22 protein-coding genes are annotated in these 20,963 nt (G+C 40.4%); 16 read left to right on the top strand and 6 right to left on the bottom strand.

Going from position 1 to position 20,963, the window contains the following annotated elements:
* Nucleotides 1–64 precede the first annotated feature (64 nt).
* Complete coding sequence (locus CYJ36_RS02280) at nt 65–643, top strand: TerD family protein (protein ID WP_101564379.1); 579 nt, start codon at nt 65–67, stop codon at nt 641–643.
* 35 nt (nt 644–678) lie between these two features.
* Nucleotides 679–1,344, top strand: a complete 666-nt coding sequence (locus tag CYJ36_RS02285) for a vWA domain-containing protein (RefSeq protein ID WP_101564381.1) — start codon at nt 679–681, stop codon at nt 1,342–1,344.
* Between the two features lie 58 nt (nt 1,345–1,402).
* Here the strand turns inward: CYJ36_RS02285 and CYJ36_RS23975 are convergent, their stop codons facing one another.
* A complete protein-coding gene (locus CYJ36_RS23975; RefSeq protein ID WP_219621055.1) occupies nt 1,403–1,615 on the bottom strand; it encodes a hypothetical protein in 213 nt (70 codons plus the stop codon).
* Between the two features lie 316 nt (nt 1,616–1,931).
* On the opposite strand from CYJ36_RS23975, the gene murQ reads away from it, so the two are divergent.
* The 7 genes from murQ to CYJ36_RS02320 all read left to right on the top strand — a co-directional run bounded on the left by murQ (nt 1,932) and on the right by CYJ36_RS02320 (nt 10,904).
* Entirely contained in the window at nt 1,932–2,840 is a 909-nt protein-coding gene (murQ, locus tag CYJ36_RS02290; protein ID WP_101564384.1) for an N-acetylmuramic acid 6-phosphate etherase, read from the top strand.
* Nucleotides 2,841–2,852: 12 nt separating this feature from the next.
* Nucleotides 2,853–3,710, top strand: coding sequence for a MurR/RpiR family transcriptional regulator (locus CYJ36_RS02295; RefSeq protein WP_101564386.1), 858 nt, complete (start codon nt 2,853–2,855; stop codon nt 3,708–3,710).
* A gap of 23 nt (nt 3,711–3,733) precedes the next feature.
* Entirely contained in the window at nt 3,734–5,104 is a 1,371-nt protein-coding gene (locus tag CYJ36_RS02300; RefSeq protein WP_101564389.1) for a PTS transporter subunit EIIC, read from the top strand.
* A complete protein-coding gene (locus tag CYJ36_RS02305; RefSeq protein ID WP_101564391.1) occupies nt 5,101–6,111 on the top strand; it encodes a MupG family TIM beta-alpha barrel fold protein in 1,011 nt (336 codons plus the stop codon). Before CYJ36_RS02300 ends, CYJ36_RS02305 begins: the two co-directional genes overlap by 4 nt.
* Nucleotides 6,112–6,144: 33 nt before the next feature.
* A complete protein-coding gene (gene pbp4b / locus CYJ36_RS02310) occupies nt 6,145–7,509 on the top strand; it encodes a penicillin binding protein PBP4B (RefSeq protein WP_101564394.1) in 1,365 nt (454 codons plus the stop codon).
* Nucleotides 7,510–7,717: 208 nt separating this feature from the next.
* Nucleotides 7,718–9,640 carry a glycoside hydrolase family 3 protein gene (locus CYJ36_RS02315; RefSeq protein WP_101564396.1) on the top strand — a complete coding sequence of 641 codons (1,923 nt, stop codon included), beginning with the start codon at nt 7,718–7,720 and terminating at the stop codon, nt 9,638–9,640.
* 19 nt (nt 9,641–9,659) lie between these two features.
* Nucleotides 9,660–10,904: an exo-beta-N-acetylmuramidase NamZ family protein gene (locus tag CYJ36_RS02320; RefSeq protein ID WP_374702776.1), complete on the top strand. Its 1,245-nt coding sequence runs from the start codon at nt 9,660–9,662 to the stop codon at nt 10,902–10,904.
* Nucleotides 10,905–11,019: 115 nt separating this feature from the next.
* Here CYJ36_RS02320 and CYJ36_RS02325 read toward each other — a convergent pair whose 3' ends face one another.
* On the bottom strand, nt 11,020–11,211 hold the full coding sequence (locus CYJ36_RS02325) for a hypothetical protein (RefSeq protein WP_101564398.1): 192 nt from the start codon (nt 11,209–11,211) through the stop codon (nt 11,020–11,022).
* Nucleotides 11,212–11,510: 299 nt separating this feature from the next.
* Here CYJ36_RS02325 and CYJ36_RS02330 point away from each other — a divergent pair, with 299 nt between their 5' ends.
* A complete protein-coding gene (locus CYJ36_RS02330; protein ID WP_101564400.1) occupies nt 11,511–12,587 on the top strand; it encodes a DNA alkylation repair protein in 1,077 nt (358 codons plus the stop codon).
* Between the two features lie 88 nt (nt 12,588–12,675).
* Here CYJ36_RS02330 and CYJ36_RS02335 read toward each other — a convergent pair whose 3' ends face one another.
* Nucleotides 12,676–13,305, bottom strand: coding sequence for a YitT family protein (locus CYJ36_RS02335; protein ID WP_101564402.1), 630 nt, complete (start codon nt 13,303–13,305; stop codon nt 12,676–12,678).
* Nucleotides 13,306–13,505: 200 nt separating this feature from the next.
* Entirely contained in the window at nt 13,506–14,330 is an 825-nt protein-coding gene (locus tag CYJ36_RS02340; protein ID WP_101564403.1) for a glycerophosphodiester phosphodiesterase, read from the bottom strand.
* A gap of 204 nt (nt 14,331–14,534) precedes the next feature.
* Between CYJ36_RS02340 and CYJ36_RS02345 the strand changes: the two genes are divergently transcribed.
* The 6 genes from CYJ36_RS02345 to CYJ36_RS02365 all read left to right on the top strand — a co-directional run bounded on the left by CYJ36_RS02345 (nt 14,535) and on the right by CYJ36_RS02365 (nt 18,530).
* Entirely contained in the window at nt 14,535–15,233 is a 699-nt protein-coding gene (locus tag CYJ36_RS02345; RefSeq protein ID WP_101564405.1) for a response regulator transcription factor, read from the top strand.
* Nucleotides 15,230–16,582, top strand: a complete 1,353-nt coding sequence (locus CYJ36_RS02350) for a sensor histidine kinase (protein ID WP_101564407.1) — start codon at nt 15,230–15,232, stop codon at nt 16,580–16,582. Before CYJ36_RS02345 ends, CYJ36_RS02350 begins: the two co-directional genes overlap by 4 nt.
* 58 nt (nt 16,583–16,640) lie before the next feature.
* Complete coding sequence (locus CYJ36_RS02355; RefSeq protein WP_101564409.1) at nt 16,641–17,354, top strand: PepSY domain-containing protein; 714 nt, start codon at nt 16,641–16,643, stop codon at nt 17,352–17,354.
* A 38-nt stretch (nt 17,355–17,392) separates the two neighbouring features.
* On the top strand, nt 17,393–17,557 hold the full coding sequence (locus CYJ36_RS23490) for a hypothetical protein (RefSeq protein ID WP_180850017.1): 165 nt from the start codon (nt 17,393–17,395) through the stop codon (nt 17,555–17,557).
* A gap of 176 nt (nt 17,558–17,733) precedes the next feature.
* Nucleotides 17,734–18,291, top strand: coding sequence for a PepSY domain-containing protein (locus CYJ36_RS02360; RefSeq protein WP_101564411.1), 558 nt, complete (start codon nt 17,734–17,736; stop codon nt 18,289–18,291).
* A gap of 131 nt (nt 18,292–18,422) precedes the next feature.
* Nucleotides 18,423–18,530 (top strand): YjcZ family sporulation protein, encoded by a 108-nt coding sequence (locus tag CYJ36_RS02365; RefSeq protein WP_101564413.1) that lies wholly within the window; start codon nt 18,423–18,425, stop codon nt 18,528–18,530.
* Between the two features lie 309 nt (nt 18,531–18,839).
* Here CYJ36_RS02365 and CYJ36_RS02370 read toward each other — a convergent pair whose 3' ends face one another.
* A complete protein-coding gene (locus tag CYJ36_RS02370; protein ID WP_101564415.1) occupies nt 18,840–20,363 on the bottom strand; it encodes a flotillin family protein in 1,524 nt (507 codons plus the stop codon).
* A 10-nt stretch (nt 20,364–20,373) separates the two neighbouring features.
* Nucleotides 20,374–20,910 carry a hypothetical protein gene (locus CYJ36_RS02375; protein ID WP_101565620.1) on the bottom strand — a complete coding sequence of 179 codons (537 nt, stop codon included), beginning with the start codon at nt 20,908–20,910 and terminating at the stop codon, nt 20,374–20,376.
* Nucleotides 20,911–20,963 lie beyond the last annotated feature (53 nt).

Raw genomic sequence — 20,963 nt, forward strand, 5'->3', positions numbered from 1 at the left:
TTAGATTCGTAGTACAATAGAAGCAGACTTCCTTTTTTGGAAAATATTAAACGAGGTGATGACATTGTCAATTTCTTTATCTAAGGGACAGCGTATTGATCTTACAAAAACGAATCCTGGTTTAACTAAGGTAATCATTGGACTTGGCTGGGATACGAATAAGTATTCAGGCGGGAAGGATTTTGACTTGGATGCTTCTGCTTTTCTTGCAGATGGGAGCGGTAAAGTTCAAAATGATTTAGAATTTGTTTTTTACAATAACTTAAAAAGCCCGAACGGAGCAGTTGAGCATACTGGAGACAACCGTACTGGAGAAGGGGACGGAGATGATGAGCAGATGATCATTGATTTTTCATTATTGCCTTCTCACGTCGAAAAGATCGGAATAACGGTAACAATCCATGATGCAAAAGGACGCCATCAAAACTTTGGACAAGTATCCAACGCTTTTGTGCGTGTCGTGAATGCAGATAACTCAGAAGAAGTTCTTCGCTACGATTTAGGTGAAGATTTCTCAGTTGAAACAGCAGTTGTTGTCTGTGAGTTATACAAACACGGACAAGACTGGAAATTCAATGCGATCGGAAGCGGATTTTCCGGAGGACTTGCAGCACTTTGCAGAAATTATGGATTGGATGTCTAAGAGGCTATCTTTCACTTAAAGGGGACTAAAAACAGTTGAGCTCTATCAATCTAATGAAAAAAACTGCCGGCATTGTTCTTGAGAAAAAGAAGCTGACCGGTGTTGTAGCCCGAGTGGGACTAGTTCTTGATATTTCGGGTTCGATGAGAAATCTCTATAAAAATGGATCTGTTCAAAAAGTGGTTGAACGGATTTTGGCAGTTGCCAGTCAGTTTGATGATGATGGGATGCTTGATATTTGGGTGTATGATAATGAATTTTCACGGCTTCCATCCGTTACGGAGAGAGATTTTGAAAACTACGTGAACTTGCGGATTTTAAAAAATGAAAGCATACATAAATTTGGCCGCAATGATGAACCGCCTGTGATGTACGATGTTATGAAGAAATATTTGCAGGAAGAGCCAAGTAAAGATCCTGCTTTTGTTGTTTTTATTAACGATGGGGGCTGCAAGCGAACGATCAAGAAGCCTGTTGTCTCCTCGTCAAACAAACCAATTTTCTGGCAGTTCGTCGGTGTGGGCAGCTCCAATTTTGAAGTGCTTGAAAACCTGGACACGATGGAAGGCAGATTTATTGATAATGCAAATTTCTTTCACGTTCAAGACATCGATGCTACGACTGATGAGCAGCTGTACGATCAGTTATTAAATGAATTTCCTGAATGGATTACAGAAGCAAAGCAGAAAAATGTTTTATAGAAAGCAGCAGCCTGGGATTTGGATCCTGGGCTGTTTTTCTTTTGGGTTTGCCGTTCGGTTAATAAAACCGGTATTTCGGATCATAAGAAACTGCTGAAGGAGAATAAGGATCGTTTTTTCGATAATAAGCAGGACATTGTTTATTTGAGGTTGCTTCAGTAAGCTGAGTTAAGCGCTTTCTCTCTGCGAGATGATGCCAATGGCCAAGTGCAAATAGAAATAGGGCAAGAAGGATGGTTTTTAATATATTATTACTCGAAACCCCGTACACAGAAAAAAACTATTTTTCATAAATTGAAAAAATCATTCTAATGAACTATTAATTCGGATTCCTGCCTGAAACAAAATGCCATATTAATTAATTGCAAACACATGTGATGAGAGTTTGTATGCCGAATGAACTGATTATTTGGATGTTCTTTTCCTGGTTTGCTGAATTTCCTCTTGTAGCATAGTCATAAAAGCGCTATCATTATGCATATAATTTGAAACATAATTTCATTATTTAAAAGAATAAATTGAAATTATGTTTATAATATAATATACTGAAAATTGAGAATTCGATCATTAGGAGGCTTTACCCGTTTATGGAAAAACAACTGAGTTCATTAACGACAGAATTGCGAAATGAACAAACTATGAATATTGACAATGCAAACACACTCGAAATTCTTTCAATGATGAACAACGAAGATCTGAAAGTGGCGGTTGCTGTGCAGGAAGTGCTGCCGGAAATTAAGGCAGCGGTTGAATGTGCAGTTGAATCGCTGAAGAAGGGAGGAAGATTAATTTACATTGGTGCTGGAACAAGTGGAAGACTGGGTGTACTGGATGCTGTAGAATGTCCGCCAACGTTCAGCACCTCTCCTGAAACGGTCATCGGAATCATTGCAGGCGGTGAGAAAGCTTTTGTCCGTGCAGTAGAGGGAGCAGAGGATAAAGAAGAATCTGGAGCTGAAGATTTAAAAAATATTAATCTATCAGCTGATGACACGGTTGTTGGAATTGCCGCAAGCGGGCGAACTCCATATGTCATTGGTGCACTCAGGTACGCAAAAGAAAAAGGTGCTAAAGCAATTGCGCTCTCATGCAATAAAAATGCACGGATATCCGAAGCTGCAGATATTGGCATAGAGGTTGTCGTCGGTCCGGAGGTTGTAACAGGTTCGACTCGAATGAAAGCTGCAACGGCTCATAAAATGGTGCTCAATATGATTTCTACTGCAACAATGATCCGAATTGGAAAAGTATATGAAAATCTCATGGTGGATGTAAATGTCAGCAATTATAAGCTGAAGGAGCGAGCCGTCAGTATTATACAGACAGTCACTGGTGCTGAATATGAGCTTGCAAAGGAAACACTTGATAAAGCCAGACTTAAAGTAAAACCCGCAATTGTGATGATAAAAGCGCAAATAGCGCTGGAACAGGCTGAAGAGCTATTAAATCGTGCGGATGGAGATGTCAGAAAAGCCATCGCACTTCATACGGATTAAGGAGAGAGAACAATGGCAACAGGCGGATTATCCATAATTCAAACGATGCTGAACAAACTTCCCCAGTCAGAACAAAAGCTTGCAGATTATATTTTGCAGCATCCGCATGAGGTCGTAGACAGTACTGTCAGTGAATTAAGCACATCAGCCCAGACGAGCGGGGCCGCCGTGATCAGACTGTGCAAGTCACTTGGATTAAAGGGATTTCAGGACTTGAAAATGAGAATTGCCGGTGACTTGATGAAGTCTGTTGAGCAGGGATACCGTGATATTGAACCTTCAGAATCCTTGTACAGAGTTGTTGAAAAAACAACGAGCAATACGATTCAAATCATCCGTGACACGGCGGAAATTATAGATCATGATAATCTCAAAACGGCAATCAGCATGCTGCTGAACGCAAAGAACGTTCATTTTTGCGGAGTTGGCGCTTCGAACATTGTTGCTGCTGACGCACAGCAAAAACTGATTCGGATTAATAAAGGGGCAACGGCTTTCACAGATATGCATTTAGTTGCCACTCTGATTGCTAATGCGGATAAAGATGACGTCCTATTCGCCATTTCATTTTCGGGTGAAACACAAGAGATCATCAATGTGCTGAAGCTTGCAAAAGAACGCGGAGTTAAGACAATCGGGCTTACTCATTTCGGACAAACGACAGTGTCATCGTTATGCGATGTATCGCTTCATACCTCTTTTTCTAATGAAGCGCCGTTCCGAAGTGCAGCTACGTCTTCCCGTCTTGCACAGCTTTATATGATTGACATTTTATTTTTAGGAATGGCAACTGAACGGTACGATGAGACCGTTCAATATATTGATAATACAAGATCGGCCATTAAATCAATGACAGAAAAATATAAATAGGCACTTACAAAGGGGGCTTTAAGATGGCAAAGGGGAGCAATCGAAACTTAATCATTGCGGAACAATTATTGGAGCATCTGGGAGGAGCAGCTAACGTTGCGACATCAGGACATTGCATGACCAGACTGCGTGTCACGCCGCAGGATCGTTCAAAGGTAAATATGGAAGCAATTAAAAAGACAGAAGGGGTTCTGGGTGTAGTAGAAGAAGAAACGATTCAAATCATCCTCGGACCAGGTGCAGTGAATAAAGTTTCTGCGGAATTTGATAAGCTGCTTGCAGCAGCAGACGATTTTGATTTAAAAGACACGGCTTCTAAGAATAAATCTGAAATTGATAAAAAGAATGCGAAACCTTTTAAACTATTTTTAAGAAGAATCGCAAGCATCTTTATTCCTCTGATTCCGGCTCTTGTAGCTTCAGGATTAATTACAGGTATTACAAAAGCGATCGTACAGGCAGGATGGCTTGCAGCAGATTCACAATTAGCTATTATTTTAACCGTTATCGGATCTGGACTGTTTGCTTACCTCGGTATTTTAGTCGGTACGAATGCGGCGAAAGAATTTGGAGGATCGCCAGCACTTGGCGCACTTGCCGGAATCTTGGTCATTAATCCTGCAGTCGGCGATATTGCCTTGTTTGGTGAGAATCTTCTCCCGGGACGCGGCGGATTAATCGGGGTTCTGTTTGCAGCTATCTTTATCGCTTTAGTTGAAAAACAAGTTAGAAAATTTGTTCCGCAATCACTTGATATCATTGTCACGCCTACTATTGCTTTACTTATTACCGGTATCGTAACTTACATTGTTTTTATGCCTGTAGGCGGTTTTCTTTCAGACACAATCACGAAAGGCTTGCTGAGTGTGCTTGACGTTGGCGGTGTCGTAGCTGGATTTGTGCTTGGCGCAACATTCCTTCCGCTTGTTGTAACAGGACTGCATCAAGGGTTAACACCTGTTCATCTTGAATTGATTAACTCCATTGGAGACGATCCATTGCTTCCAATTCTTGCAATGGGCGGTGCAGGTCAAGTCGGTGCAGCATTTGCAATCTATTTTAAAACAAAAAAGAAAAGCTTAAAACGGGCAATTGGCGGGGGACTTCCTTCAGGAATGCTTGGAATCGGCGAACCTTTAATCTTTGGTGTTACGCTGCCGCTTGGGCGTCCGTTTTTAACTGCATGTTTAGGCGCAGGCGTAGGGGGAGCATTCCAGGCCCATTTTGATATCGCAACAATCGCAGTCGGAGTATCAGGCCTTCCTCTCACATTCTTAGTTCATACGAACCAAATTATTCTTTTCCTTGCTGGACTATTCATCTCTTACGCAGCTGGATTTATTTTCACTTACCTATTCGGATTTAAAGATGAAATGGCAGCTGAGTTCAAATGATCGGCATTTCATTTTATTTGCAGGATCAGGGTGCTGAAAAACAAATTCTTCATGCAGCCAATTTAGGAGTGAAGCGAGCTTTTACCTCGCTTCACATCCCTGAAGAAAAAGGCGATCTCGTCCAAAGGATGTCTGGGCTATTAAAACTGGCAAATCGCCATGATATTGAAATTCATGCAGATGTGTCATTAAATACATTGAACCATCTTGGAATAAACAGATTTGAAGATTTATCATCATTTGGGATAAAAGGAATCCGGCTTGATGATGGATTTGACTATGAAACTATTCATGCATTAGCTGGCGTCTTTTCTTTATCACTAAACGCAAGCACGCTTACTGAAAAAGAGCTGCAAACGATTCTTGGAAACGGCTTCTCTCCTGAAAGGCTCATTGCCTGGCACAACTTTTATCCTCGGCGCGAAACAGGTTTAGACGAAGAATTCTTTCATAAGCAAAATCAGCTGTTTAAGAAATACGGTATCCCGATTGCTGCCTTTATTCCGGGAATGGGAACAAAGCGCGGTCCGCTTTATGACGGACTTCCGACGCTTGAAAAACATAGATACATAGATTCTTATACAGCAGGAATTGAGATGCTGCAGCATGTGAAGGAGGTATTCATAGGGGATCCAGGTACAGACAATGAATTGCTGGAGAAGCTTTCTGCTTATGAAAATCAGAATATTCTTGTAATTAATGCTGAATCTACTAAGCTTTTAAGCGGCATTTATCAATTGCGCCCAGATTTATCAAGGGATGTCCATCGACTTGTTGATACAAGGACTTCTTCTGGGATTGAAGCGGATAACACCATTGCACGAAAAAAAGGAATGATTACGATGGACAATGATGGCTACGGACGTTATCGCGGTGAAATACAAATTTGCAGACGGGATCTGGATGCAGACAGCAGGGTTAATGTCATAGGTCAGGTTGCAGAAAAAGATCTTCCGCTTCTTGATCTGGCGCACCCTGGGCAAAAGATCAAGCTGATCGTTTCATAGTTTACCAAAATACGATTTTAAAGGGGAATCATGATGAAAAAATGGACAAGCTGTGCATTAAGTTCCGTTCTGGCATTCTCATTACTTGCACCTTCCGCATCTTTTGCTCAAACGAATGCAAATCCTGCTGATCATAAACCAGCAGTGACCCAGTATCCGATGTTAACAAAAGCAAAAAAGCCTGAAGAAGTCGGTTTTTCATCTGAAAAGCTTGAAAAGGTAGATCAGCTGATTGAAAAAGAAGTAGCTGCCGGATTCCCTGGAGCTGCCCTGATTGTCATAAAAGATGGGAAAATCGTTAAAAATGAGAGCTATGGCTATAAACAGAAATTTGTTGGGCATACACCGCTTAAGAAGTTTCTGAAGATGGAAAATGACACCTTGTTTGACCTTGCTTCTAACACGAAGATGTATGCAGCAAATTTTGCCTTACAGAAATTAGCCAGTGAAGGCAAGCTTGATATACATGCGAAAGTTCAGCAGTACATTCCTGAATTCAAAGATACAGAAGCAGATGTCATCAAAGGAAAAGATACAATGCGGATAATCGATGTTCTTCATCACACTGCCGGGTTTAAACCGGATCCGCAATACCATAATCCTAAGGTGTCAAAGGAGCTTTATTCACAGGAGCGCGAGAAAACGATTGCATTCATTAATAAAACTCCGCTCACTTATGAACCTGGAACTCAAAATGTCTACAGTGATGTCGACTATATGCTGCTCGGCGCCATTGTTGAAAAAATCACAGGACAGAAGCTGGACACATATGTTGAAAATGAATTGTACAAGCCGCTAAATTTGAAAAATACGAAGTTCAATCCGCTTCAAAAAGGGTTTAAGCCGAAGGATGCTGCCGCCACTGAGTTACTTGGCAATACACGTGATGGCGTAATTGATTTTCCAAACATTCGAACGTACACGCTTCAAGGGGAAGTGCACGATGAAAAAGCCTACTATTCAATGGGAGGCGTTTCAGGTCATGCCGGTCTTTTCTCAACAACAAGTGATCTCGCTGTCCTTCTTCAAGTGATGCTGAATGGCGGAGGATACGGAAAACATTCTTTGTTTGATCAGGAAACAATCAATGAGTTCGTTGCACCATCTGATATGAATCCGACTTACGGCCTTGGCTGGAGACGAAATGGAGATGCCAGCATGGAATGGATGTTCAGTGCATATGCAAGCGACAGTGCATATGGTCATACTGGATGGACTGGAACCGTTACGATTATTGATCCTGAAATTGACCTTGGCATTGTTCTGCTTACAAATAAAAAGCATTCGCCGCTCGTCAATCCTGCTGCCAATTCAAATCAGTTTTTCGGCGACCTTTTCAAAACAGGAAGCTATGGCAGTGTAGTGAGCGCTGTGTATGAAGCATTAGAATCAAATTAATCGGCTCTTTTCGTAAACATTGTTGCTATAGCTAGTCAGTAAAAAATCGGGTTTTGGATTTTTTACAGTTTTTACGGGGTCCAAAATAGTCTGTATCTGTGAAATTTGAGGAAAAGAGCCCGACCGAGACTTTTGTGAGTGTGCAATTACTATACGCAAAGCACCAATCAATACGAACACAGTCAATTAATTAAAGGGGGATGGGAAAATGAATAAAAAGAAATGGGTATCTGCCGGCTTAGCTGCTGTACTGGCCGTTTCCGCTTTTGCAGGCATGAAACCTGCTAAAGCTTCAGCTGAAACAACTGATGTGAAAGCGATTGTAGAAAACATGACGGTGGAAGAAAAAGTGGGTCAAATGCTTATGCCGGATTTTCGAAACTGGCAAAAACAGGGGGAAAGCAAAGCAACCGGTTTTACGGTCATGAATGAAGAAGTCGGAAGCATCATTGAAAAATATCATTTGGGAGGCGTCATTCTCTTTGCTGAAAATGTCGTTGGAACGGAGCAAACAGCCCGTTTGACGGACGGCCTGCAGAAGGCGAGCCCGGATCTTCCGCTTTTTATAACGATTGATCAGGAAGGCGGAATTGTCACACGCCTGCAAACAGGAACAAACCTACCCGGCAATATGGCACTTGGTGCAGCAAGAAATGAAAAATATGCCTATCAAACAGGAGAAATTATTGGAAAAGAACTATCTTCTCTAGGCATCAATGTAAACTTTGGCCCAGCTGTAGATGTGAATAACAACCCAGGGAATCCTGTTATTGGTGTCCGTTCATTCAGTTCAAACCCTGAGCTTGTCTCAAAGCTTGGCATTCAAACGATTAAAGGGTTGCAAAGCCAAAATATGGCTGCAACAACAAAGCATTTCCCGGGACATGGCGATACTGCTGTTGACAGTCATTACGGTCTCCCTCTAGTGTCACATGACAAGGAAAGATTGCGTTCGGTTGAGCTTGTTCCTTTTCAAAAGGCAATTGATGCTGGTGTTGATATGATGATGACTGCCCACGTTCAGTTTCCAGCATTTGATGATACAACTTATATCAGCAAAAAAGATGGACAGGAAATTATGGTTCCAGCTACACTTTCTAAAAAAGTATTAACGGGTCTGCTTCGCGAAGAAATGGGATTTGACGGTGTAATTGTAACAGATGCGCTCAACATGAAAGCGATCGCTGACAATTTTGGACAAGAAGAAGCTGTTGTCTTAGCTTTAAAATCGGGCGTTGATATCGCTTTAATGCCTGCACAAGTCAACTCTCTGCAAATGGAAGGGAATTTAAGTTCCGTATTTAATGCTGTTAAGGAAGCAATCGAAACAGGTGATCTTCCAATCGAACAAGTAAATGCTTCAGTTGAAAGAATTCTTGAACTCAAAGTGAAACGCGGAATCTTGACTCCTGACAACACGCCAATTGAAGAAAAAGTTGAAAATGCTTTAAACGTTGTCGGAAATAAAGATCATCTGAAAAAAGAAAAGAAAATGGCCGAAGATGCCGTGACTCTTTTGAAAAATGAGAACAATACATTGCCTTTTAAACCGAAGAAAAATGACAAAGTACTTGTGCTGGCTCCTTTTGCGGATCAAGTAGAAGCCATGACAAGAAGCATTCATGAATTAAGTGGCAAGAATAAAAAAATCTCTGTAACAGGGTATGCTTTTTCAGGAAAATCATTTAACGAAGAAGTGGCTGCCATGATTGACGAAGCCGATTATGTCATCACGGGATCTTACGTCGTAAAAAATGATCCAGCTGTAAATGATGGCGTCATCGATGATAGTGTTCAAGATTCAAGCAAATGGGCAACTGCCTTTCCAAGAGCCGTGATGAAAGATGCTCATAATAAGGATAAAGAGTTTGTCCTGATGAGCTTGCGCAACCCTTATGATGCGGCGAATTTTGAAGAAGCAGATGCTGTGCTTGCGGTATACGGATTTAAAGGTTATTCGAATGGAGCGTATAGACAGCCAAATATCCCGGCTGGAATTAGAACCATCTTTGGAGAATCAAAACCAAATGGGAAATTGCCGGTGGATATTCCATCTGTTATAAATCCAGATCAAATTCTTTATAAGTTTGGCCATGGGTTAGATATCCGTTCTGGCAAGCAGCTTAAATAACAAAATAAGGGGAGGAGTTATCTTGAAACGAATTCTATTGCTAATTACGATTCTGATGGTAGCATTCAGCGCAATTCCTGCAGAAAAAGATGTCGCTGCGCATAAAGAAAAGAAAAAGAATAAGGTGACACCCGGAGTTGAGGTTCTTTTAAAAGATCAAAAAGAGCTTTTAAAAGGAAAGAAGGTAGGGTTAATTACGAATCCAACCGGCATTGACTCAGGTTTAAACAGCATTGTTGACCTGCTGAATGATGACCCGGAAATCGAATTAACGGCATTATACGGTCCTGAACATGGCGTTCGCGGCGACGCACAAGCTGGCTCCAGCGTCGAATTTTATATCGATGAAAAAACAGGATTGCCTGTTTACAGCTTATATGGAAAAACGAAAAAACCAACACCTGAAATGCTTGCAAATGTAGACGTCCTTGTATTCGACATCCAAGACGTCGGAACCCGATATTACACGTACATTTATACAATGGCATATGCAATGGAAGCAGCAAAAGAAAATAATATTCCGTTTATCGTGCTTGACCGTCCAAATCCGCAGGGTGGACTTTCAGTAGATGGACCCGTTCTTGAACCTGAATTTTCATCCTTTGTAGGTTTGTATCCAATTCCGTTAAAGCACGGCATGACAGTAGGTGAGCTTGCTTCATTCTTCAATAAAGAGTTTGAAATCGGAGCAGATCTGACGGTTGTAAAAATGAATGGCTGGAAACGCTCAATGAATTTTGATGAAACAGGCCTGCCATTTGTGCTTGCATCACCAAACATGCCAACGGTTTCAACAACATTTGTCTATCCGGCAACTGGTTTAATCGAAGGGACGAATGTCTCAGAAGGAAGAGGAACAACTAAACCGTTTGAACTGATTGGAGCACCGTACATCAACAGTACAGACCTTGCTGAAAAACTGAACTCACTCAGCCTGCCGGGTGTAAAATTCAGAGCAGCTTCCTTTACGCCAACCTTCTCGAAACATGCTGGAAAACTAAGTCATGGAGTCGAGATTTATGTGACAGACCGCGAAGAATTTGAAGCTGTTCCAACTGGCTTACACATTATTAAAACGATCCATGACATGTATCCGGATGACTTCCAGTTTTTAGCTGCGAACAACTTCAGTTTATTGATTGGGAACGACTGGGTCAGAACAATGATTTTAGAAGGAGCAACTGTTGCTGATATTATGAACGAGTATCAGGATGAACAGGATGAATTTAAGAAGGTTCGGAAAGAGTATTTGATTTATAAATAAAATGTTAGAGTCCAAGAAAATGAGTCCAGATCGCTTATGATCTGGACTCTTCTTTTTTAATGAAATAATAAGGCATAAATGATTAAAGCCCCGCATAATCGCAGGGCCTTAATAGCTAAGTATTTTTTCGCTGTTCTTGAATCCACCAGTCAATATGATCTAAATTAAACGCAATCATATTGTTGATAGGTCTGAGATGAGGTATGCCTTTACTTTGTATTAATTCATTGATTTTTTCTTCAGTAATTGGATAATTTACTGAATGAAGGTACTCAATCAAACTATTTATTCCAAAGACCTTTCTCATATAATCACCTCCCGCCAAGGTTTCTTTCATGGAAAGAAACCTTAGCGGTAGATATTAAGTGAGTCAGGTTTATATGTTTATACCCTTTTGAACAATAATATAAGCATCTTCCATTGTATAGCTTTAAAATGAGCGCAAACGCCAATTAATATAAGAGCAACAACATGATTGCAATCGAATGTTTGTTCGTATACTATTAGGCTATATAAGAGAAAAAACAGCATCTGAGTTTACTGATAACTATCAGAAGAAGAATTACTTACTATTACACAAGATTTTCCGGAATTGAGGGTGTAACAATGGCAGAAGAACTAAGGCAAATATTTAATGAAACTTTTATTGAGAAATTAAGCTCAGCAATTAAAAGAGAATATGATTTATTTGATAAAGATGAATTTCGAACGCGAATTTTTCAAGATGACTGGAAGAGTTTAGCCTTAAAACAGCGGATGAGAAAAATGACTGTTTGCTTACATGAACAATTGCCTCAAGAATACGGGGAAGCTCTTAAAATTTTAGCAGGGGCTGCACCACAATTCACCGGACTCGGAGGTATCATATTTCCAGATTATGTCGAGCAGTATGGATTAGAAAAGTGGGACGAATCAATGTGTGCCCTGAAGTATTTCACAACGTTTTCTACATCCGAATTTGCAGTCCGGCCTTTTCTATTGAAAGATGGGAAAAAGTTGCTAGATCAAATGCTCAAATGGTCCATTGATCCAGATGAACATGTCAGAAGATTAGCAAGTGAAGGCAGCAGACCAAGACTTCCTTGGGGTTTAGCAGTGCCTTTATTGAAACAAAATCCAGAACAAACCTTGCCAATCCTTGCCAATCTAAAAGAGGATGGTTCTTTGTATGTACGCAAAAGTGTAGCGAATCATTTAAATGATATCTCCTACATAAATCCGGACATCGTTTTAAACATTGCAAAAGAATGGTATGGAAAAAACAAAAATACAGATTGGATAATCAGGCATGCTTGTCGATCGTTATTGAAAAAAGGAAATAAACAAGCGCTCTTATTGTTCGGATACATTGATGACACCGCTATAAAAATAGAGCAGCTGAACATTGAGCGAGATCCTATTTTTATTGGAGACAGTATTCAGTTTTCATTTATGATGGCATCAGAAAAATCACTTAAAGTTCGAGTGGAATATGGAATTGACTATGTGAAAGCCAGAGGTCAGCGAAACAGAAAAGTGTTTATGCTAAAAGGGATTGACATGAAAAAAGGGGATAAAACCTTAATAACTCGCAGTCATTCATTTAAAGATTTAACAACAAGGAAACATTATAAAGGAACACATACACTATCAATTATTGTGAATGGAGCAGTAAAAGCTTCGATCGATTTTAAGATTGAATGAGTCAATTAAATCCAAAATGTCTATAGAAGTGGCTTTTAATGAAAAAAGGACTAAACATATCCTGTTTAATCCTCTTAATGGTGCAGTTTTAAGCCGTAGCAGAAATTTGGTCTTCCTCTGAATCTGCTGCCTGACTTTCCCGCTCGAGCGGAGCTTTTTTATGATATCTGCCAAGAATGGCGGTCATGACAAAGATCGCCACTGCTGAATAGACAACTTGCATCATTCCGAACACAAGAAGAGCGGAACCGACGATCATTAAATCTGTGATGAGCATGGTTATGCCGGGATTGAATCCAAATTTTTTCTCTAAGAATAAACAGAGAATATTCATGCCTCCCAGTGAAGATCCGTTTCTAAAGAGAAAAATTAACCCGATTCCAATGGAAATTCCGCCAAGTATGGCAGCAATAATCGGATGAGGGAAATGGACAATAAAAACTTGCTGCAGAAATTCTGAGGTGATGGACAAGATGCTTACGCTGATAAACGTCCGAAGTGCAAAGGGAATGCCGAGCTGTGCAACAGCAAGTGCATAAAAAGGCAGATTAATAATAAAGAACAATGTTCCAAATGAATAGTTTGTCAGATGCTGTGATACAATGCCAAGGCCGGCTGTTCCGCCAATCACAAGTTCTGAGGATGATAGCAAATGAACGCCTAAGGCCACTGCAATGCAGCCGATTAAAATGCTGACCCAACGAATTACGAAATGCATAATTTGGACGACTCCTTCTCAGAATGGAATATGTATCAAAAATCCATTATACATGAAGAAATCACAAACCTATTTGTTATTGAAAAATGGAAATGTTAAGAAAATTAGATGGAAACCCATTCATTATTTGGCATTCTTAACAAGTCGAAGTATCGGTTAAATAATAATAGAATGGTAAAAAAGCTAGAATCACTGTGATTCTAGCTTTTTATATAGTCCGGATAATCCGTTGTTATCCCATCTAATTCTAATCGCATAAAGGCTTGCGCAGTTTTTCGGTCGCGGATCGTATAGGGGATAATTTTCATGTTTTGTTCGTGTATTCGAGATATCAGTTTTTTGGTAACCAGTCTTTTATTGGGATTTACATAGTCTGCATAGGATTTAAAATCTTTTAGCTGCGCATTTGATATTCCTCTTGGCGTAAATTTTACTAGGACACCTATTGGCATGGCAGGTGAGATCTGGCGAAAAAGTTTCATAGAATTCGTATCGAATGATTGGACGATCACGTTCGATTGCTGATTGGCAATAAGCCCTCTGCTTGCTAAAACATCTGCCACTTTCTGCTCGATGCCGGGATATAGCGCTGGGCTTTTCAGCTCTATGAGCAATCCGCATTTTTCGATATAACGATCAAGCACTTCATCAAAAGCCGGAATCTTTTCGCCTGAAAAGGATTCGTGAAACCAGCTGCCTGCATCCAGATTTCTGAGCTCCTGATAGGTAAGGTCTCGTATGTTGCCTTTTCCATTTGTCGTTCTTTCAACTGATTCATCATGAATAACCACTAATTGGCCATCTTTGCTCAATTGCAGGTCAATTTCAATAAAATCAGCCTTCAGTTCTATTGCTTTATCAAATGAGGCAATCGTATTTTCCGGTGCATAGCCTGAGGCGCCTCTGTGAGCGACCGTCAGCATGGCACGTACGTTACCTTGTTTAGGATTCATCCTTCTTAGCAAATATAAAGCCATCAATAAACAAACTGCAATCAAAATGATGATCGTTTCTATACCAAACACCCCCGGGCAGCTTTTCTTTTCTTACACTAAAAGATTTAAAACTCCGTCTTCAATGTCCAGGCCCGCCGCCAGACTCTGAGAGCTAAACAGGCGGTGCCGCTTTTCTATCGTAACCCAGATTTTTATTCAATGCCAATAGGAAGGGAAAGTTTTTCCTTTTTATATGCTATACTGCTAGTAAAAAACCGAGTCAGGGAGGCCTTTATGGAAAAAGAGAAAATTCTGATTGTAGAAGATGAAGTGAAAATTGCCAGAGTTCTCAAGCTTGAGCTTGAATTCGAAGGGTACTCGGTTCATGCGGTTCATAATGGCTTAGAGGCACTTGAACAAATTCGCACATCAACCTGGAACCTGATCTTGCTTGATGTCATGCTGCCAGAATTAACAGGCATTGAAGTGCTTAGAAGACTAAGGTCAAATGATCAGGAAACACCGGTCATTCTCTTAACAGCAAGAGATTCTATCCCTGATAAAGTGAGCGGGCTCGATCAGGGAGCGAACGATTACATAACGAAACCCTTTCAAATTGAAGAATTGCTGGCCAGAATCCGAGTTTGTCTAAGACAAAATAAACCATCTCAGACATCTGCTGAGGAAGGCGTGTGGAAAGCCTCTGATTTATCTGTAAATGAAAAAACAAGAGATGTCAGACGGGGAGCTTGCGAAATTGATTTGACTCCGCGGGAATTTGATTTGCTGGTCTTTTTAATGAGTCATAAAAATCAAGTATTGAACAGAGAGCAGATTTTGACTCATGTATGGGGATTTGACTATTTTGGCGACACAAACGTTGTCGACGTTTATATTCGATATTTGCGGAAAAAAATAGACAGTGATTTTGAGCATCCCCTGATTCAAACAATCAGAGGAGTCGGGTACTCCATCAAGGAGCCTTCTTCATGAAAATAAACCATAAAATTCAGCTGTTTTCAACGGTTTGGATGCTGATCATTGTACTTGCGATTAATGGTGCCATCTATTTTTTGTTTTTAACGATTACTCAAAACAGTGAGCTCGATCGATTAAAGCTGCAAGCTGAAACCATAGCCGGTGCAATCAAGCCTGATGAAAACCAGCCTGTTAATTCTTCCGATCTTTTAAGAGCCTACTTGCCTTCAAATGGAATGATCAGAATCATTAACGATGATTCGAAAGCAATTGCAGCTGTGTTTAAAAACTCAGACTACCCAGATATTTTAATTCCGCAATTTTTTTCTTCTGAAAAAAGCGAGGTCATTCATGCTGAAGGTGTTTCTTTTGCAAAGACTGTCATTCCGATTATCTGGAAGGATGGTCAAGTCGTACAGCTTGAAGTAACGGAAAACCTGGAGAAACTGAATGAAAATATGGATGTATTGAAAATCGTTTTAGCCATAGCGTCTCTATTCGTACTGATTCCTTCTTTTTTTGCAGGAAGAATGCTGAGCAGGATGATTCTGAAGCCAATACACTCTTTAATCGGCACGATGGAAGAAATCGAGAAAAAAGAAACATTTAAAAAAATTGAAAGGATCGGGAATTCTAAGGATGAACTTCATCAGATGGCAAATGCATTCAATAATATGATTGATCTGCTTCAGAAAAACTTTGAAAAACAGCAGCAATTCATTTCCGATGCATCGCACGAACTGAAAACGCCATTAACCATTATCGAAAGCTATGCGAAACTTTTAAAACGCTGGGGAACAAAAAAGCCGGAGGTTATGGAGGAGTCAGTAGATGCCATTTATTCAGAAGCGGTGCGAATGAAAGAAATGACGGCTCAGCTTCTGCAATTGGCAGAAAATGAATCTCACATGAGGCTGAACTTAGAAAAAATTGACTTGGTTTCCCTTTGTTTTCAGTCAGGACGGACAATTGAACAGGTATATAAAAGACATATTGACTTTCTTTTTGATGAAAAAGAACTGTTTATTGCGGCTGATGAGCTTAAGATGAAACAGCTCCTGTTTATTTTGTTCGATAATGCAATGAAGTACAGTTCGAGGGAAATCACATGTTCTGCAGTACTTCAAAATGAAAAAGTCCATATTGCAGTGAGAGACCAAGGCATCGGCATTCCAAAAGATGAAGTAAACCTCGTTTTTGACCGTTTTTTCAGAGTAGATAAGGCGCGCAGCAGGGAAACTGGAGGCACAGGTCTTGGCCTTTCGATCGCAAAAAAAATTGTTCAAGCTCATCAAGGAGAGATTTCTATTGAAAGCATAGAGAATGAGGGGACAACCGTTCATATTTATTTACCCAATAAGTGATTCTCATGAAGTTTTAATCTTTGTCAGCTAAAATACATATGCAGGAAAGGAGGAAACGATGAAACGAAAATGGATCTTTATCAGCATAGCTGCGATTGTCGGTGTGATTGGAATCATTGGTATTGCTTCAGCAATTAAAAAAGACCATCTGTTATCAAAAGCAGAAGTGAGAAACCTTATAAAAGAACAATATTCTGGGAGCATTACTGGAATTCATTTAGATCAATCAGAAGGGAAAGACACCTATAAAGTTGGATTAGAAGAAAAGACTGGATTATATGAGCTTGAAGTAGACGCAATTACAGGGAACATTAAAAACTTAGTGCAAGTGAAGAAATCAGAAAGTGAACAGACGAATGAACCTGCAATCAGCGAAGAAAAGGCAAAACAGCTTGCTGTCGATAAATACAGCGGGAACGTTCGATCACTATCTGCTGGAGAGGAGCAAGGGGAAAAAATTTATCATATCACGATAAGAACAAAGCAAGAAGAAATTAAATTGGTAATGAGTGCTAATAGCGGTGAAATTACTTCTGAAGACAAACGCAGCATTGAGAAAGATACACAGCAGGTGAAGCTGACAGAAGTGCAAGCTGGAAAAATTGCATTAGACGAAATTAACGGGAAAATTGAGGATATCGAGCTCGAAGAAGATAATGGCCATGTTTTTTATGAGGTAGAGATGGATGCAAAAGAGCAAGAAGCAGTTATCCAAATCGATGCATTTACAGGTGAAATCTTATCCGTTGTAATTGAAAATGAAGATGAGTGAGACACTTTTTTGAATCAATCAGGAAGTGTCTTTTTTGTATGAAGCGTAAAGCCGCCTGGATAATAAGCCCAGCATTTCAGCTCATAAAAATGGAATACCATAGTAAAATGCCTATTGTGGAGAGGAACGGCCGTATTTTCGATAATATGCAGGAATTAGAGGACGTAACGAAAGCTGCAAACAATAAAGTAATCGCTTTCTAATTATGTGATGATGAAAAATGGCCAAGTGCAGCTAGAAAAAGCCATTTTTGGATTAGATTTCGAAGATTATTTCAGATTTTCATCCTTCTCTCATCGTTTTCTAATGTTCTTATCTCTTTTTTATCATTTATGAGGACTAAGATAAGGATGTACAACAAAACAAGGAGGAATGAGAAGTGAAATTAACAGCTGCTTTATTAACATCAGCACTTGTACTTGGAGGAATAGGTGTGGGATCGCAGTTTATTGGACCAGCTGACCATGCCCAGGCTGAAAAGACAGCAAAAGAGCAAAATCTTAAAATTAGCTACGAGCAGGCAAAGGAAATTGTGCTGAAAGCTCAAAAAGGCAGCATATCAGAAATGGAACTTGAGAAAGAGTCAGGTGTATGGATGTATGAAATCGAAGTGAAATCAAGCGGCAGGGATTACGATTTTAAAGTAAATGCCGATACGGGAGAAATTACGAAAAAGAAAGAAGACGATGATCAAAGCGATGATGACGGAGACGATTCAAATGTTGACTCCAAACAGGTGAAAGTGACATTAGAGGAAGCCAGCACGATCGCTTTAAAAGAGGCAAATGGAACAATTGAAGAAAGTGAGCTCGAAAATGAAGACGGTAAAGCCGTATACAGCTTTGAAATTCAAGGAGAAAATGGCAAGGAAGCAGAGGTTGAAGTTTCTGCTGAAACAGGTGACGTGCTGAAAACAGAATGGGAAGATGAAGATTAAAAACAGAAAACCTCAAATGTGAAGAGGCATTTGAGGTTTTTTATAAAATTCCACTCGCGTCCTATATCATTTCTTGTCTTTTTACATAGCTTGATAAAGTAAGTGACTAAGACATGAATGGAGGAAGAGCAATGTCTGGTGGAGGATACAACAACGGCTTCGCGCTAGTGGTCGTATTATTTATTCTTTTGATCATCGTAGGAGCTTCATTCTACGGCGGCGGTTACGGAGGCTGCTAATAACAGCAAGGGAGCTGCTGATGATAAATCAACTCGCTCCTTTTTACATAAGCTGGCTTTCATTTAAAGAATCTAGTTGGTACAGGGGGCATTATAATAACGAATTAGAAAATAAAAAAGGGCATTCGTTGATTTTTGACAAAATGTGCGCTAACTTGTACAAATGACACATTCCTTACGAACACTTTCTGAATAGGATGTCTTATGAGAAAGAAAGTTTTCTCAGCTTGAATCATGTTTGTAAGACACCTCTTCCTGCTCGCGCATGCTGACAACAGCATGCGCTCTTTTTTCGCATCAGCTGAAGAATTACTCTTTGTTTTCGAGGTTCCGGTTTTGATATTGGGCAAGCTGATCAATGCTATGTTTTATATTGCCTTTTCCAGAGTAATTTTCAATCAGTTCTTTTATGTCAATGCCTGAGGATGCTTTTAAGCTTTCCTGCAGTGAGCTCATCAAATTTGTTGCATAGCTTGTGACTTTGCCCGCACCGCTGTTGTCGCCGCTGCCCCCAGTGTCGACAACTGTAATCTTATCGATATTAGAAAGTGGAGCTGCTACTTGCTTTGCATATTCAGGAAGCATTTTTACGACCATATCTAAAATAGCTGCCTGCCCATATTGTTCGAAAGCCTCAGCAATTTTTTCTTTTGCAACGGCTTCGGCAATCCCTTTTAAGCGGATGACTTCTGCTTCTGTTTCCCCTTGTGCGCGCTGTGCTTCCGCTTTGGCTAAACCGTCCATGCGGATTCTTTCAGCTTCAGCTTTAGCAAGTGCTTCAATCCGGTATTGATTGGCATCTGCATCTGCCAGCTGTTTTGCCTTTTCTGCCGCTGCCGCCTGTTCAACTGAATAACGGTCAGCATCAGCCTTTTTCTTCACTTCAGAATCATATTGCAGTTCACGGCGCAGGATTTCTCGTTCTTCAAGCTCAATTTGCTTTTGGCGTTCAATAATTTTAACCTGCATTTCCTGCTCGGTTACTTGCTGCCTTGCTTTCGCTGTTTCTAGGTCATATGCTTGATCGGCATTTGCTTTTGCCGTATCCTGATCTCTGCGGTATTCAGCCATTTTAAGCTGATTTAGTTTTTCAGCTTCTGCGATTTCAGTTGCCCGCTCAAGTTCGGATTTTTTTGCTTCTTTTGCGGCTTCAGCCCGCTTAATGCGTGTTTCTTTTTCTGCTTCCGCTGTTGCGATGTCGGCATCCCGTTTGACCTGTGCAATCCTCGGCTTACCTAATGAATCAAGGTATCCATTTTTATCCCGAACATCTTTAATCGTAAATGAAACAATGACAAGTCCCATTTTCGCGAGATCCTGTGAGGCCACACGCTGGACTTCCTGGGAAAATTTTTCACGATTTTTATAAATTTCTTCAACGGTCATTGAGCCTAAAATGGAACGAAGATGACCCTCTAAAACTTCTCGTGCCTCTTGTTCGCGGTCTGACTTCGCTTTTCCAAGAAACTGTTCAGCAGCCGTTGCTATTTCAGAGATGGAGCCGCCAATCTTAATGATCGCTGTACCATCTGCCATGACTGGAACTCCTTGCTCGGTATATACCTCTGGTGTTGAAACGTCAAGTTTGCTTGAAAGAAGACTCAGCGGCTCTGCTTGCTGGAAAACCGGCAGTACAAAGGTTCCCCCGCCACGGACGATTTTGATTTTATTGCTGTTTTCATCTGTATGGACGTTTTTACTTCCAAGATAGCTGCCGGTTACAATTAATGCTTCATCAGGTCCTGCTGTACGGTATTTAGTAATAAATACAGCAAGTAAAGCAATTAAAATAAAAAATACGATTCCAACTACAATAATAATAGGCATTGTCATAGAGTTCCTCCTAGAGTATGTCTTCAAATTGCTGATATGGTGTGACAGAAACAACGCTGTTCTTGCTTTCAATGACTAAAACCTTTGTTCCGCTTGGGATCGGGGCGTTATCAAAGCTTGCTGCAGTCCTGGAAATGAAGCCAACGGTGCTTGTCAGCAGCACCTCGCCAAACCCGTCAGCAGGAATGGATGTAATGACATTTCCAATACGCCCCTTTAATTCTGACTCGTGATAGGAAAGGGATTCTTCGGCTGAAGAAAGCGGCACTAATATAAAGATGTGAAGCAGAATAACTAAAATGAGCGAACTGATGCTGGAAATGGCTAATGAAAAGAAAGTGGAAAAAATGGCGGAAACCTCAAGGATGTATCCGCATGCAGAAAAGAAAGTCAAAAATGCGAGCACTAAAGTCGGACTTAAAAAAGGAATGCTTTCCGTCATGCCATGAATTGCGTCGCCAAAAAAGACAAGCAATAAAGTCAGACTTCCTGCAGCAATCAGTCCGATTAAGTAAATGGTTTCAATCGGGTAACCGAACATAACTATCACCCTCTAACTTTTTTTATCTTTCTATAAGTAGAGATCCTCCTCTCTTAGCC

Source organism: Bacillus sp. UMB0893 (assembly GCF_002858905.1).
Taxonomy (GTDB): domain Bacteria; phylum Bacillota; class Bacilli; order Bacillales; family Bacillaceae; genus Bacillus_P.